Genomic DNA, 14,216 nt, shown 5'->3' with positions numbered 1-14,216 from the left:
TGAACTGTTGCTCGAAAGCGGCTGAGCACAGGACAAGACTCTATCGAAGAATACAGTACGATCAGGCCGCTCATGAAATCCGTTTCCAACGGGGCAACGACTGCTGTAGCGGGATCGCACGAACTAATGATACGGTCACAAACTGGTTCCCGGGACATTCGAAGTTGGAGTTAGCGGAGATGGGGCGGCGAAGAAAGATGGATGCCGCCGCTAACCCGGTATCAAATCTCATCTGTCGGCACTAGTATTACAGTTGCAATGGGGTTGTTGGGACGGGAAACACGACGAAAAGTCGTCGACAACTACGAACTGCTACTTATTTGTCTAGTCGCCATCGTTGCGGTTGGCGGATATCTCAGGTATAGAGGCCACGTTGCCCGGGGAACGGACACAACTACGCGGCAGGTGTCGTCGTGGCAGTCGTCCGGATCACTCTCCCACAATGCGACAGTGCGCAACGGACCTCAGCGTTTTCAGAGGGGAAAGACTCGAACACCAACCTGTGTATCTCCGGAAGGTCGCCCCCGTATTGGACGGTGCGTTCACGTATACGTACACCACCAGCAACGAAAGCGATCTTACTGCCTCGGCTGACGTGTTCGTTCAGTACCGGTCCGTCGAATCAACCCAGAACGGAGAGCTCGTCTGCTGGGAGGTCAAGCGACCACTGACACAAGGCACTGTGCAGTCGCTGCAGGTGAGCGTCTGACCGTTCCGTTCTCGCTGAATGTCAGTCGCGCAGCCGAAACCGTTCGACGTATCGATTCGGAACACGGCCAGACGTCCGGTCGACTTGAGATGGCAGTGGTCTCTCAGGTGTGTGTCGACCACGCGGCAGGCCAGTTCTGGTCGGTTATCCCACTGACCGTCTCGATTACTCTGTTTCGACAGATATCGTATGGACCTGTCGGAGCGGTTCGATGTGTGTTTTCGCCGCCTCGTCCAGCGGAAAGGTCCCGTGGATGTCGGCCGGAACCTGGCCGTGGACGAGACGCCCGAACGGCGCAGCGGCGGTTGGATACACCTGCTCGGCCAATCGGGCGACAGGGGCCGAGATATCGAGTCCTTCCAGCGCTTCCTTCACAGCCGCTTCGCCGACGTGGACGGACTCACCTTCGATCAGCATGAACGCGAACGGTGGGTCGTCGAACTGCGCCCGGAGAAACGCCTGAATCGCGTCGGATTCCCAGGGGACTGGCGTGATATCCCTGGCACAGCGGGTAATCGTCTCGGCAGCGCGCCGGAACAGGTCGGTACTGCCGTCGTAGACGAGAAGCGACTGAGTCACATCTACTGTACGGGTTTGGGCCGTTTGAACGTTGTGTCGTGTCATAACTGCTTATACCTCTCCGCTTCGACGGTTCTGTATGGGCGCACAGGACGAACCGATGGCCAGACTCGCCCGACGACTCGAAACGGCACTGGAAAGCACGCTCGCTGATACCGTGTCGTGGACGGTTGCCACTGATGGCCCGGTCGTCGCTCGACTACCCGACCGCGAGTTCGTGTTCGAACAGCGCGATGACCCGGATGGATGCCGATGGACAGTCGTGTTACGCGCGGATGGTGCGGTCGTCAGCAAGTTCGGGCAGTTCGAGACCATCGATAGCGCTGTCGAGAGGGCCGAATCGCTTGTCCGGACTGACGTTCGGTATACGGTCTGCTGTGACGGCTAACTGTCCCAGCGCCGGGGCCACCCTCAACCGAATTCAGTGACTCAGTTTCAACTAACGGATACACCGCCCGTGGGTAATCTCTATACGAATCCCACACCAACAATGAATCGTATGAGTCTGCTCAAGAACAAGCACCTCCTCAACGGAATTGTCTCGCTGGTCGTCAGTGTTGCTATTACTGTCTGGCTGGCTGATGACGAAGACGCGCCCTGGAGCCTGACTGATATGGCAATGGCCGTCGCTGTTTCGTCGTTCCTCTCCGGCTTTTTCACCAGCTACTTCGCCGACTGACGGTCAGGCGAGGCTGTGAATGGGGGGAACACCGATACCAGTCCGCCCCGTCCTACTTGACATGGACAAACCAGAACCCGTCGAAGACTGGCCACACCGGCCGTTCTCGCCGGCCGAAGCCAGTGCCCTGCTGGATGACATTGACGGCGCTGTCGCGGTCTGGGTGATGCACCACGACAACGACGTTCGGTCGGCTGTTGTTCTCGACGACGCCCCCGAGGACGCAGTCATCGACATCGTCGTCGAGACCGACGCCGGCTTCGAGATGTACAGTTACACGAGCGGCGTGTGGATGGATTACGGTACACAGCGGAAAGACGATCCGGATGCCCCGTCGATGGCAGGAACGCTCGACAGCTACGACGTCCTCGCTGGCGAGTCTGAGACAGCCTGACCGATGCGATACATCGACACCGCCGTTGCCGGGACAAGAGGCCCGTGCCACCAGCGTACCGATACACTCGAAAAGTAATCATTAAACGGCGCGGCGACTGACCCTCCTGATATGCAACGACGAGCCGCGGCGGCGTACTTCGCGTTCTTCCTCGTTATCAGTGTTGCTGCGTACGCCTACATCGGCGTCGCGGAGAGTCAGCGGCCGGCGGTGTCGCTCGACGCTGACGCCGAACTGACCAACGAGAGTACGTTCACTGTCGACGGAACGGAATACACAGCCACAAACATCCACATGTCCGGCGGCGGCGGTGGCGGCCACGGCGGTGGTGGCGGTGGCAGTATGGCAGCTGACCTCTCGTGGACAAACGAATCGTCACAGTATACTGCGACGTTAGAGCACAACGCCACGACGACCTACCAGAACGACACCTACCGCGTGCACACTGACAGCAACGAGAGTTCGGTGACCCTCGAAGAAGAAATCAATGTCAGTGCGCTCCTCGCCGAGGACTCTTCGGTCAAGAACACGCTGGCAACCCAGAACGGGACTGAGTACGTGGTCTACCGGTCGAACAACACGCAAGTCCCGCTAAGTGAGTGGCTCCCAGAGCCGGAGACAGTGTCGTTCACCACCGGCGATACCTACCCGTACGCGACCGACAGCGGCACCCAGGAGACCACGGTCTCTGAAGTGACCGACAGCGGCGCGACGCTCGAATGGTTTGCCGCGCGCGAAAACACGGTCGAACTTTCGGAGGGTGGGAACGTCACGCTGAACGAGCGGCGGTTCTTCACTCACTTCCCCGACCACCACACCGTCCAGATCGTCCCGATTCAGCAGTACGGTCAGTACCAGGAGACACTCGACCAGCAGGACTACTTCCACGAGCGCAAGAACGGCATCTGGGGCATCTCGATCCTTTCAGGCATCGCTGCCGTACTGATGCTAGGGATGGCGTATATGCCCGTTCGCGGATAACAACGGCGTCTGTTTTCGGCTTTTTGACAACCGGATTACGCGTCAGCTGCCCAGGTGATGTACGCCAGTCCGATACCGATTACACTCATCAGGACCGCCGCAACCATCTGTACAATCGCCGCTGCCATTGAGGCGTGTGTCTGCCACGGCGTGCCGGCAACCGCTGCGAGTGTTGCGACGACGAGCAATACACCGACAGTGACACCTAGCGGGCGCAACGGCTGCGTAAGTACGCGCTGAACCGTACCGGTAGTTCCGTCCATACTGGTGACATTCGCTGTCTCGGTGGTAAATTAACCGGTCTCGGGCTATGCACTGTCGCGCCGCTTTTATCGATAAAACAGCAGGCTCGGAGGGAGTTGAACCGGAGGAAGACATGCTCACTCACATTCGTTCATTGCGCGCGACTGGCAGGGTTCAATTCCTTCCTGCCCGATTCGCGTCGCTCATCGGTTCACTGTACGGGCCGGGAGGGAGTTGAACCCCCGACCATCTGGTTAAAAGCCAGACGCTCTGCCTAACTGAGCTACCGGCCCTCGCTATTCGCTCGGGGGAGCGGCGATTAAGACCTTACGGTCCGTCGTCGAAGTACGATTCGATAGCCTCGCTGATGACTTCCCCTGGGGACGCCCCATCGAGTGCAGCCTGCCGGCGGAGTCGGCAGTAGGCGTCGCGGTCGAGTTGTGTCCGCAACTCGCCCAGCGCGTACCCGTTTCTGGCGAGTGCCGCATCTACGGACGCGCCGTCGTTGACACTGCTGGCAACGGATCGGATCTGACGGACGGTGAGATCGTGATCGAGGGCAGCCCACGCTAGGAGGAGGCGGGATTCGCCGGAGACTCTGGCTATGTGTTTGGCCGCTGTCGGCGCGATTTCTCCCTTGGCGACGTGAATACGGACGGATCGCGGGAGATCGTGCACGCGGGACCACTTGCGGATGAACGAGACCGACGCCTCCCCGCCGGCCCGTTCGGCAGCGGCCTTGTAGGACCCCTCACCACGGACTAGGGCTGCACACGCGGCCGCGCCGCGCAGAATAAACACATTGTCGTCGGCGCCGGCGGTGTTCTCGGAGAACTTCTCGACCGTTCTGGCGGCGAGCTCGAGGCTCTCGGGGTCGTCGGGATCGAACTCGATAGCCTCCTCGGGTCGCTGGCCAGTGAGTGCCGGGTCCCCGCGGATGACCGGTTTACCGACCGGTGATTCACGGTCGGTCGATGGAACGTAATTGTCGGGCCCCTCAGGCATCGGTACGTGTTTGGGGAGCGCCGCACAAAAGTATCCCGTACAGGGATGTCATACAGGCTATTGTAAGTCATGCCGGGATTTCGCCGACCCGGGCCGGCGCATTAATACGCAGTCACAACAGTCTGTATCAGTCGTCAGAGGCGCTCTCGCGCTCTTCGCTCATGTGCTCCCAGATTTCTGTGCAACCGCAGCCATCCTCGACGTTGTCGAGGTGGTCTGTGGTCGGCTCTTCGCGTTCGGCGTCGTCGTCGTGGGTCTGTTGTGCGTTCGTCATCGTTTCTGTCACAGCAGCGACCTGCGTGGCCGCCACGTGGTGTCGTACTCCTTTGTAACAGCCCCACTATCTTAAACACGGACTCTCCTGTAAGCTTGGCCCGCACTGCGACTTACAGGCAACATATGTTTGTATCTCGTACAGAACCCAACAAATGGTGGGTCATTAAGATCTGACGTACTCACCGCATGAATGTGGCGAATTCGACCCGACCCGGTGATACTTGCGACCGCCGATGCCCTCAGGTGTCTCTGGAATCTAATGAGATGTAATGACGACCGACGTTCACCAGCTCGACGACGGGGCCTGGATTTCCGTCAACGACTCGCGGGAAGTGAACGTCTCAGACCTGTGGTTGTTAGCTCGAAGCGACTTCTGTGGGTGTGAGACGACGGATTTCCTTGCTGAAGGGTTCGTGAAAGTGGGTGTGGATTACCCGGATATTCAGGCGCGAATAGCCGGACAGTGCATCGCCTGCGGTGAAAGCGGCGTTACCGACTGGCTAACCGTCGGGCGTGTCGTAGACCCCGATTCCGGCGAGTTCTACGGTGTTGTCCACGAGAGCGTCCATTTTCCGGAGAAGCGAACCCGGCTTTCCCATTCTCGGGAATAGGCAACAATTTCTTGTTTCGGGGAGTGGGGGAGACGGTTGACGGCAAAGTGTGGTGTATAAGTCTGTAAGACTTGTTGAAGAATACATTAGCTATGCCCAGTAAAGTCGAAGGATGGAAAGACGAGGTTTACGGCAACGAGATACGGGAGCATCTGATGGAGTTCGCGGAGCAGGGCTGGGAGTCCATTCCGGAGGACGAACAGGACGCCTGGTTCGAGCGCTTCAAGTGGTGGGGCCTGTACCACCAGCGCTCCGGCCAGGAGTCGTATTTCATGATGCGTATCGGGACGCCGAACGGCGTCATCAAGCCCGGTCAGCTCGAAGTCATCGGCGAAGTCGCGAAGGAGTACGCGACCGGTCCCGTCGACAACCCCGAGTTCGGCGAGGCCTACTGTGACTGGACGACTCGCCAAAGCATCCAGCTCCACTGGATCAAGATTGAGGACATCCCGGAGATCTTCGAGAAGCTCGAAGCCGTCGGTCTGGGCACCCAGCAGGCCTGTGGTGACTCCTGGCGAAACATCGTCGGCTGTCCCGTCGCCGGCAAGGACAAACACGAGCACGTCGACGCCTGGTCCGTCGCCGAGGACCTCCACGAGACGTTCAAGGGCAACGACGACTACGCGAACCTCCCGCGCAAGTGGAAGGTCGCCATCGCCGGCTGTGACGAGGGCTGTGGCCAGGGCGACATCAACGACCTCGCCTTCGAGCCGGCCGAGAAGGACGGCGAAATCGGTTTCAACGTCCGTATCGGCGGCGGCCTCTCCCGTAAGGAACCGCGCCTCGCTCGCGATATCGACGTGTGGGTCCCGCCGGAGCAGGCCGCCGACGTCGCTCACGGCATGTCCGCGCTCTTCCGCGACCACGGCGACCGCGAGGACCGCTTCAACGCCCGCATCAAGTTCCTCATGGACGAGTGGGGCCCGGAAAAGATGCGCTCGGTCCTTCAAGAGGACTACGTCGACTTCGAGCTGGCGACTGCCGGCGAGGACATGCGCGACCAGTACAGCTACAACACCGGCTCTCAGGACGGGCACAACGACCACGTCGGGATCCACGAGCAGAAGGACGGCAACTACTACGTCGGCCTGAACGTGCTGGTCGGCCGTATGGGTGCCGACGACGTGCTCGAACTCGCCGAACTCGCCGATGAGTACGGCTCCGGCGAGGTCCGACTGACCCAGCGCCAGAACATCATCGTCACCGACGTGCCCGAGGAGAACCTCGACGAGTTCACCAGCGAACCACTGCTCGAGAACTACTCCCCCGAGCCGTCGCCGTTCATGCGCGGCTCCATCGCCTGTACGGGCACGGAGTACTGCTCGCTCTCTATCGTCGAGACGAAGAACCGTCAGGTCCGCTACGCCCGCTGGCTCAAGGACAACGTCGAACTGCCCGAAGACCACGAGGACTTCCACATCCACCTCTCGGGCTGTACGGCCTCCTGCGCCCAGCCCCAGATCGCCGACGTGTCCCTGCGCGGGATGAAGACCCGCAAGGACGGCGAACCAGTCGAGGCGCTCGACATCGGTCTCGGCGGCGGCCTCGGCGACGACCCACGCTTCGCCGACTGGGTGGAGATGCGCGTCCCGGCCGACGAAGTCCCCGGCGCGATCAAGAACCTCGTCAACAACTTCAAGGACGCCCGTGAGGGCGGCGAGACCTTCCGTGACTTCGTCGAGGACCGCGACGAGGAGACGCTGGCTGAGATGGTCGAACCCGAAGAGACGGACTACGACGATCCGTACATGCACAACACGAAGATGACGTGGTACCCGTACGCAGAGGACGACGACATGCAGTCCTCGCCCGCGCCGACCAACGCTGCCGGCGAGTCGCTGCCGTCCGACGACTGAGCCGCACTGCTGGGATCTCGTCTAGATCTTCGACGAATCGTGCGGTCGTCCGCGTTTTGATTCAGTTTCGTATCTGCCTGTGGCCGGGAGTGCGCTCCGTCGCACGACTCGGGGAAGGGCAGGTCTGTCCGAGAATCAGACACAAGTTTTGTAGTCGCCGTCGCTGAGCATACCGCGAGCGCAGCGAGCGGTTTCACGCGAATCGCGTTGCGATTCGCGCTTTTTTCATCGACGTTTTTCAAGGAGCGGTTCGCGCAAAGCGCGAACCCGACGCCGAAAAAGGTCGTTGGTAAGCCTTATTCGCCGCACTAGTGTAGGGTTGAGTGGCAGCGGGAGGCCGGCTCCCGTGGCGCAAGCCATGAGGAAAGTCCCCCCACCTGTCGGACAGGTGACCGGGCGCAAGCCCGGGGCGGGAGACCGTCGGCGCTGGAACAGCAACGACACGTCGTCGCCGGACCGATGAGGTGTGCGAATCCCGAGCGAGGTGACCCGTGCTCCACCAGACGGTGTGGCACGCCGCCAAAGCGAGGGAGAGGTAACCCACCGAGGGCAGTCGCGACCCGGTGACTCCGGGGCGCTTTGTGGGCCATCTTCGATGCCCCACGCCTCCGGCGACGGACCGATGGAACGGCGAAACCTCACCGGTGCAAGGCCGCGTCGACAGGTAGTCCGACGCCGCGCGCAAGCGCTGGACGTGGCCGCTCAGCCGAATGCTGGCCCGAACAGAAGGGGGCTTACTCCCCGCAGCCACATGTGCCTTCTAGCGGCGGGTCCGATGGTTACAAGCCCGCGCCGGCCACAGGCCAGAGTATGACCGCAGCCGACCTTATCGACGCAGTTCGTGACGACCAGCAGACGGAACTCTCTCGACTGGGCTCCTCGAAGACGCTCTATGCCGACACCCGCGGCGAGATGGAACCGGACGTAGTGCTGGCGGCAGCGGCCGCCCGCGAGCAGGCGGCCCACGAAACCTTCGATGCCTGGAGCGCCGACGCGAACGACGACGCGGCCGCGCTGTTTGCCGACGCGGCGGCCGAAACGGCCGAGCGGCGTGACAGCATCGACGCCGACCCCGCCGACCGGACACCGGCGATGCACGACGTGCTTGACGACCTTGACGGGACGGTCGAGCGACTCGGTGGCTTCGTCGGCTGGACGCTCGTCGATAAGAAGGTCAAAGAGCAGTACACTGGCTTCTTCACCGGTCAGGCGGACCCACAGACTGCGAGTACGTTCCGCAGCGCCGGCAGCGACGTGGTGGACCTCCGCGACGAAGCCGCCGAACTGCTCGATGCCGTGTGCGAGAGCGACGACGACTGGGACGCCGCGGAGGCAGCCGCTATCGACGTCATCTCGACGGCCTACGATGAGTACTTCGAGACGCTTGAGGACCTCGGCGTGAACCCGAAGCCGGTCTGTTGACCCCGCTTTCCACTCATGTATCCAGAACCCGATATGACGGCGCGTCAGTCGTTCCTGCCGACGGATTCACCGGAGTCCGGTCGCTGATCCGTGGACCCACTGCCGGTCTCGCGTGACGATGTCCACGCCTCTCTGTTCGGGTGCCGGCCGAGCAGGCGGTCGGCCAGTCCGCCGAGCCACTCGTACGCGACATTGACGTAGAGTCCGACGAGGAACGGAATCCCAGTGGCCAACTGCGTCGATTCCAGTGCTGACGAGCCGATTGCGAGACTCCCGAACTGATACACCCCGGCGGCCAGAAGCCACGCCGCGGGAATCCGCATCCCCATCTCGGCGAGGTTCTCGAAATCGCTCCATTTGTCGTACTCCTGCAGCGACGTCATCAGCTTGGTGAACACGTAGCCCAGCGCACCGAGGGTCGCGTACAGGAAGACGGCCAGCGGAACGATGACATCTGGCCCGTCCCCGCCAACTGCTTCCGTCGTGAGGCTCCGGCCGAACAAGCCGGCAGTCATTGCGACGCCGACGACGGTGAGGAGAAAGAACACGCCGATAACTGCCCAGTTCCCGACCGACCAGCGGCCAGTGTTGAGTACGGCCTCTCTCCCAGTCGAGGATTCGGTGTCTGTCTTACCCATACCAGATATCTAATCATAAAACAGAATAAAACAGGCTGACCGTTCACTTACTTCCCGGCCCGAATGATTTGCTTACTTTCGGTCCTGTTCGGCTGAAACAGACCCCGTTTTCGGGAGCGTTTTATCAGCTTTACAATGTATGATTGTGGGACTCACTGCCACGTGAACCACGCGGCTCAAGTCCGTCCAGCCCGATGTGTGGGTAATGAGCGACACCGGCGGCCCCCTCTCTATCGACCGACCAGATGTCGACCGCGCGTTCCGTGTCGACGCCCCGTTCGACCCCGCGGGCGACCAGCCCGAGGCTATCGAACAACTCGCATCGGGCTATCGCCAGGGGATGGACCGACAGACCCTGCTCGGTGTGACTGGCTCCGGGAAGACAAACACCGTCTCGTGGGTCGTCGAGGAGATCCAGCGACCCACGCTCGTCATCGCCCACAACAAGACGCTCGCGGCCCAGTTGTACGAAGAGTTCCGCGAGCTGTTCCCGGACAACGCCGTCGAGTACTTCGTCTCGTACTACGACTACTACCAGCCCGAGGCCTACGTCGAGCAGACGGACACGTTCATCGACAAGGACGCCTCGATTAACGACGAGATCGACCGGTTGCGCCACTCCGCGACGCGCTCGCTACTCACCCGCGACGACGTGATCGTCGTCGCGTCGGTGTCGGCCATCTACGGCCTCGGTGACCCGCGCAACTACATCGACATGTCCCTCTCGCTTGAGGTGGGGCAAGAGATCGAACGCGACGAACTGCTCGGCCGACTGGTCGACCTGAACTACGAGCGCAACGACGTGGACTTCACGCAGGGGACCTTCCGCGTGCGAGGGGATACACTGGAAATATACCCGATGTACGCCCGCTACGCCCTCCGCGTGGAGTTCTGGGGCGACGAGATCGACCGGATGCTGAAGGTCGACCCGCTGGAGGGCGAGGTCAAAAGCGAGGAGCCAGCCGCGCTGTTGCACCCGGCGGAGCACTACTCGATTCCGGAACAGCGCCTCCAGCGAGCTATTGACGAGATCGAGAAACTGCTGGACCAGCGAATCAGCTACTTCGAGCGGCAGGGTGACCACGTCGCCGCCCAGCGCATCGAGGAGCGGACCACGTTCGACATCGAAATGATGCAGGAGACGGGCTACTGCTCGGGCATCGAGAACTACTCGGTCCACCTCTCGGACCGCGAGACGGGCGAGGCCCCCTACACGCTGCTGGATTACTTCCCCGATGACTTCCTCACCGTCGTCGACGAGTCCCACCAGACGCTCCCCCAGATCCGCGGCCAGTTCGAGGGCGACAAGAGCCGCAAGGAGAGCCTCGTCGAGAACGGCTTCCGCCTGCCGACGGCGTTCGACAACCGCCCGCTCACCTTCGAGGAGTTCGAGGAGAAAACCGACCAGACGCTGTACGTGAGCGCCACGCCGGGCGACTACGAGCGCGAACACAGCGACCAAGTCGTCGAGCAGATCGTTCGACCGACCCATCTCGTAGACCCGGCCGTCGAAATCGCGTCGGCGACAGGGCAGGTCGAGGACCTGCTCGGACGGATCGACGACCGCGTCGAGCGCGACGAGCGCGTGCTGGTCACCACACTCACGAAACGGATGGCCGAGGACCTCACGGAGTACCTGGAGGAGTCCGGCGTGAACGTCGCCTACATGCACGACGAGACGGACACGCTGGAACGGCACGAACTCATCCGCTCGCTCCGACTGGGCGATATTGACGTTCTAGTCGGCATCAATCTCCTCAGAGAGGGGCTCGACATTCCGGAGGTATCGCTCGTGGCAATTCTCGACGCCGATCAGGAGGGGTTCCTGCGGTCGGAGACGACGCTCGTCCAGACGATGGGGCGGGCTGCTCGGAACGTCAACGGCGAAGTGGTGCTGTACGCCGACGAGCGGAGCAACGCCATGCAGTCGGCCATCCAAGAGACCCAGCGCCGCCGGCGCATCCAGCAGCAGTACAACGAGGAACACGGCTTCGAGCCGACCACTATCGAGAAGGAGGTCGGTGAGACGAACCTGCCCGGCAGCAAGACCGACACCGGCGGCATCTCCAGTGACGGCGCGAGCGACGCCGACGAGGCCGCCCGGCAGATCGAGCAACTGGAGGAGCGGATGCAGGAAGCCGCGGATAACCTGGAGTTCGAACTGGCCGCGGACATCCGTGACCGCATCCGCGAACTGCGCGAGGAGTTCGACTTAGACGGTGGCGACGACGGCGACGGCGTGCCGGCTCCCGGGCCGGAGTTCTGACCCGGCTCCTGGTTCTCGTTCCGTACTATTTCTTGTTCACTTTGCCGTCCAGTCAGCCCGCCGACTCGCTTCTGCACCTGTCTCCAACCCCGTTGTAATCTCGACTTGGACTAATACAACCAAAATTGTTTTACGCGCTACTGTAGTTGTATAGCGTGATGACACGCGTCTCGCTCCCACACGACGCGAAGGCCGGTCCCACCAAGCCGGAGGTCCGGGCCGTCCTCGCCAGCAAACTCGCTCTCACCGGGGCCGACCACTTCGCGGAGGTCGGGTCCTGTACCGGTGCCGTCACCATCACGGCGGCGCGCCGGGCCGGGCGGGTCACTGCGCTCGAACGGAAAGCCAGTCGACTCGACGTGACTCGCAAGAACCTCGCCGCCAACGACATCAACGCCGATGTCGAACTGCGCGAGGCCGAGGCCCCGGAGGGCTTGCCTGATGACGCCGATGCCCTCTTCCTCGGTGGGTCGCGAAACTACGAGGCTATCCTCGACCACGCGGTCGAGACCGGCGTCGACCGAATCGTGATGAACGTCTCGCGGCTCGAAGTCGCCGGCGCGGCGACGGAGGCCTTCCGCGACCGCGATATTCTGGAGGAGGTCGTCCAGTTCCAGGTGAGCCACGGCTACGAACTCGCCGGCGCGACGAGCTTCAATTCGGAGAACCCCGTCTACATGCTCGTCGGCAGCGCCAGCGAGGACGTTGCCGCCGACGGCGGGTCGCCGACCGAGACTGAGTCGACGAACGGAGGTGACCGATGACGCTCTACGGCATCGGTCTCGGTCCCGGGCAGCCCGATCTGGTGACTGTCCGCGGGAAGCGCGCACTCGAATCGGCCGATGTGGTGTACTCGCCGGGGCGGCTCTCGCGGTCGGTCGCGACTGAGCATGTCCCCGAGGAGCGCATCGGCGACCTCGACTTCCCGATGACACGTGACGAGGAGAAGCTCCGGACGGCCTGGAAAGAAGCCGCCGCCGAAATCGCGCCGACCGCCCGCGACGGCGACGCCGCTTTCGTCACGCTCGGGGACCCGAACGTCTACTCGACCTTCGGCCACCTCCGGCGGACCCTCGCCGCGTTCCACCCTGAAGTCGACCTCGAAGTGGTGCCCGGTGTCAGCGCCATGTCCGCGTTCGCGACGGCGCTGGGCGTCGAAATCACTGCGGGGTCGAGCCTGGCCCTGCGAGAGGCCGACCGCGGCGCGTCGCCGACCGGCCCCGACCGGATGATCCTGTTCAAGGTGACCGACGCGCCGGCCACCCACGAGGGACTGGTCGAGGCCGGCTACGATGTGGTGTACGGCCGCCGGCTGTTCATGGAACAGGGCGAGACGGTCGTGACCCTGTCTCTTATACACATCNGAGACTACTACACGCTGGCCTACGCCGAGAAGCCCGAGACACGCGTCGAGCAGGCGACCGATGCCTTCCTCGAAGCGGCCGACGAGAGCGGCGTCGTGACCGACGGCGGCGAGCAGTCTATCGGTGAACTGGCGAGACAAGAACGCTCCGAAGCCGCCCTCTGCGGCGACGAGGTGAAGCATGACTGAGCAACCGAGCGAGACGGACCCACAGACGGCCATCGACTCCGTTGCCGGGAACCGAGACGACCGCGTGTACGAGTACAGCGCCGGCGACGAGCAGGAGGGCATTCCCTTCGTCGGAGCCGGGCCGGGCAACCCCCGGCTGCTGACCGTCGCTGGCCGGGAATTGCTGGCTGACGCCGACCTCGTGGTCCACGCCGGGTCGCTCGTCAACAGCGAGCTCTTAGACGAGTACTGCGCCGACGCCGAGACGGTCTCTTCTATCGGCAAGGACCTGGAAGAGCTGATTCCGCTGATGCGGGATGTATACGAGGCCGGCGACACAGTCGTCCGACTTCACAGCGGCGACCCCGCCATCTACGGCGCGGCCTTGGAGCAGATGGACGCGCTCGAACACGAGGGCGTCCCGACCTACATCGTCCCCGGCGTCACCTCCGCGTTCGCCGCCAGCGCGACGATGCGGACCCAACTGACGCTGAACGAAGTCGCCAATCACGTTGCCTTCACTCGCCCGCAGGGCAAGACGCTGGACGAGGACGAGGACCACATCTCCGAGTTCGTCGGCATGGGCGACGTGACGACCTGTATCTACCTCGGGACCCACGCCGTGAGCGAGACGATGGATCGGCTACTCGAAGACGGCCACGACCCCGAAACCCCAGTAGCGGCTATCTACCACGCGTCCTGGCCCGACGAGGACGTCATCGAGGGAACGATTGCGACCATCGGTGAGAAACTGGAAGACGCGGGCTACCGCGCCTCCGCGATGGTCGTGATTGGGGATGCTGTTGGTGGTGAGGACTATGAGCGCTCGTTCCTCTACGGTGACTGGGCGAACCGGGGAAGTTCCGATGAGACGCAGGAAGCCGACGACTAGGATGAATCGCCTATTTTGCCGAGTACAACTCGAAAGCCCCCGGATGCTCCGGTCGAGGACCTCGCTGCGCGCGCTCGCTTCACTCGCGTGCTTGCGTCGGTCGTCGTCCCGGAGCGCCCGGCCCCTTTCAGTCC

Annotated in this window: 16 protein-coding genes, 1 tRNA gene, 1 other RNA gene and 1 pseudogene; 13 read left to right on the top strand and 6 right to left on the bottom strand. The window is 62.4% G+C overall.

The genetic code is table 11. The features are described 5' to 3' along the window. Positions 1-258: 258 nt before the first annotated feature. Positions 259-825: pseudogene (locus C444_RS23270) on the top strand (DUF5305 domain-containing protein); the annotation flags it as partial. 49 nt (positions 826-874) lie between these two features. On the opposite strand, the gene C444_RS16455 reads toward C444_RS23270, so the two are convergent. Continuing rightward, positions 875-1,288 carry a hypothetical protein gene (locus C444_RS16455; RefSeq protein ID WP_004594144.1) on the bottom strand — a complete coding sequence of 138 codons (414 nt, stop codon included), beginning with the start codon at positions 1,286-1,288 and terminating at the stop codon, positions 875-877. Positions 1,289-1,367: 79 nt separating this feature from the next. Between C444_RS16455 and C444_RS16450 the strand changes: the two genes are divergently transcribed. The 4 genes from C444_RS16450 (at position 1,368) to C444_RS16435 (ending at position 3,342) form a co-directional block, all read left to right on the top strand. Continuing rightward, positions 1,368-1,676, top strand: coding sequence for a hypothetical protein (locus tag C444_RS16450; protein ID WP_004594143.1), 309 nt, complete (start codon positions 1,368-1,370; stop codon positions 1,674-1,676). Between the two features lie 111 nt (positions 1,677-1,787). Beyond that, positions 1,788-1,967 (top strand): hypothetical protein, encoded by a 180-nt coding sequence (locus tag C444_RS16445; RefSeq protein ID WP_004594142.1) that lies wholly within the window; start codon positions 1,788-1,790, stop codon positions 1,965-1,967. 61 nt (positions 1,968-2,028) lie between these two features. Then, positions 2,029-2,361 (top strand): hypothetical protein, encoded by a 333-nt coding sequence (locus C444_RS16440; RefSeq protein WP_004594141.1) that lies wholly within the window; start codon positions 2,029-2,031, stop codon positions 2,359-2,361. Positions 2,362-2,472: 111 nt separating this feature from the next. Continuing rightward, positions 2,473-3,342, top strand: coding sequence for a hypothetical protein (locus tag C444_RS16435; protein WP_004594140.1), 870 nt, complete (start codon positions 2,473-2,475; stop codon positions 3,340-3,342). 35 nt (positions 3,343-3,377) lie between these two features. On the opposite strand, the gene C444_RS16430 is transcribed toward C444_RS16435, so the two are convergent. From C444_RS16430 to C444_RS22440, 4 genes are all read right to left on the bottom strand, one after another. Next, positions 3,378-3,605: a hypothetical protein gene (locus tag C444_RS16430; protein WP_004594139.1), complete on the bottom strand. Its 228-nt coding sequence runs from the start codon at positions 3,603-3,605 to the stop codon at positions 3,378-3,380. A gap of 199 nt (positions 3,606-3,804) precedes the next feature. Then, positions 3,805-3,878: transfer RNA gene (locus C444_RS16425), tRNA-Lys, on the bottom strand. Between the two features lie 34 nt (positions 3,879-3,912). Continuing rightward, the gene (locus C444_RS16420; protein ID WP_004594138.1) at positions 3,913-4,590 is read right to left on the bottom strand and encodes a DUF7119 family protein; all 678 of its coding nucleotides are present in this window, start codon (positions 4,588-4,590) and stop codon (positions 3,913-3,915) included. Between the two features lie 127 nt (positions 4,591-4,717). Beyond that, entirely contained in the window at positions 4,718-4,900 is a 183-nt protein-coding gene (locus C444_RS22440; RefSeq protein WP_004594137.1) for a hypothetical protein, read from the bottom strand. A 235-nt stretch (positions 4,901-5,135) separates the two neighbouring features. On the opposite strand from C444_RS22440, the gene C444_RS16410 reads away from it, so the two are divergent. The 4 genes from C444_RS16410 (at position 5,136) to C444_RS16400 (ending at position 8,755) form a co-directional block, all read left to right on the top strand. Then, the gene (locus tag C444_RS16410) at positions 5,136-5,477 is read left to right on the top strand and encodes a hypothetical protein (protein WP_004594136.1); all 342 of its coding nucleotides are present in this window, start codon (positions 5,136-5,138) and stop codon (positions 5,475-5,477) included. A gap of 92 nt (positions 5,478-5,569) precedes the next feature. After that, positions 5,570-7,333 (top strand): nitrite/sulfite reductase, encoded by a 1,764-nt coding sequence (locus C444_RS16405; RefSeq protein ID WP_004594135.1) that lies wholly within the window; start codon positions 5,570-5,572, stop codon positions 7,331-7,333. 325 nt (positions 7,334-7,658) lie between these two features. Beyond that, positions 7,659-8,082: RNase P RNA component (gene rnpB / locus C444_RS16765), an RNA gene on the top strand. Between the two features lie 61 nt (positions 8,083-8,143). Then, a complete protein-coding gene (locus tag C444_RS16400) occupies positions 8,144-8,755 on the top strand; it encodes a hypothetical protein (protein ID WP_004594134.1) in 612 nt (203 codons plus the stop codon). Between the two features lie 44 nt (positions 8,756-8,799). On the opposite strand, the gene C444_RS16395 is transcribed toward C444_RS16400, so the two are convergent. Further along, positions 8,800-9,393 carry a hypothetical protein gene (locus C444_RS16395; protein ID WP_004594133.1) on the bottom strand — a complete coding sequence of 198 codons (594 nt, stop codon included), beginning with the start codon at positions 9,391-9,393 and terminating at the stop codon, positions 8,800-8,802. A 205-nt stretch (positions 9,394-9,598) separates the two neighbouring features. On the opposite strand from C444_RS16395, the gene uvrB reads away from it, so the two are divergent. From uvrB to C444_RS16375, 4 genes are all read left to right on the top strand, one after another. Continuing rightward, a complete protein-coding gene (gene uvrB / locus C444_RS16390; RefSeq protein ID WP_004594132.1) occupies positions 9,599-11,659 on the top strand; it encodes an excinuclease ABC subunit UvrB in 2,061 nt (686 codons plus the stop codon). A gap of 158 nt (positions 11,660-11,817) precedes the next feature. Further along, positions 11,818-12,423 (top strand): precorrin-6Y C5,15-methyltransferase (decarboxylating) subunit CbiT, encoded by a 606-nt coding sequence (gene cbiT / locus C444_RS16385; RefSeq protein WP_004594131.1) that lies wholly within the window; start codon positions 11,818-11,820, stop codon positions 12,421-12,423. Next, entirely contained in the window at positions 12,420-13,211 is a 792-nt protein-coding gene (locus tag C444_RS16380) for a cobalt-factor II C(20)-methyltransferase (RefSeq protein ID WP_004594130.1), read from the top strand. The genes cbiT and C444_RS16380 overlap by 4 nt, the downstream gene beginning before the upstream one ends. Then, positions 13,204-14,082, top strand: coding sequence for a cobalt-precorrin-4/precorrin-4 C(11)-methyltransferase (locus C444_RS16375; protein ID WP_004594129.1), 879 nt, complete (start codon positions 13,204-13,206; stop codon positions 14,080-14,082). Before C444_RS16380 ends, C444_RS16375 begins: the two co-directional genes overlap by 8 nt. Positions 14,083-14,216: the final 134 nt, after the last annotated feature.

It is taken from the genome of Haloarcula japonica DSM 6131, from assembly GCF_000336635.1.
Taxonomy (GTDB): domain Archaea; phylum Halobacteriota; class Halobacteria; order Halobacteriales; family Haloarculaceae; genus Haloarcula; species Haloarcula japonica.
This window is presented reverse-complemented; position numbering and strand designations above follow the sequence as displayed.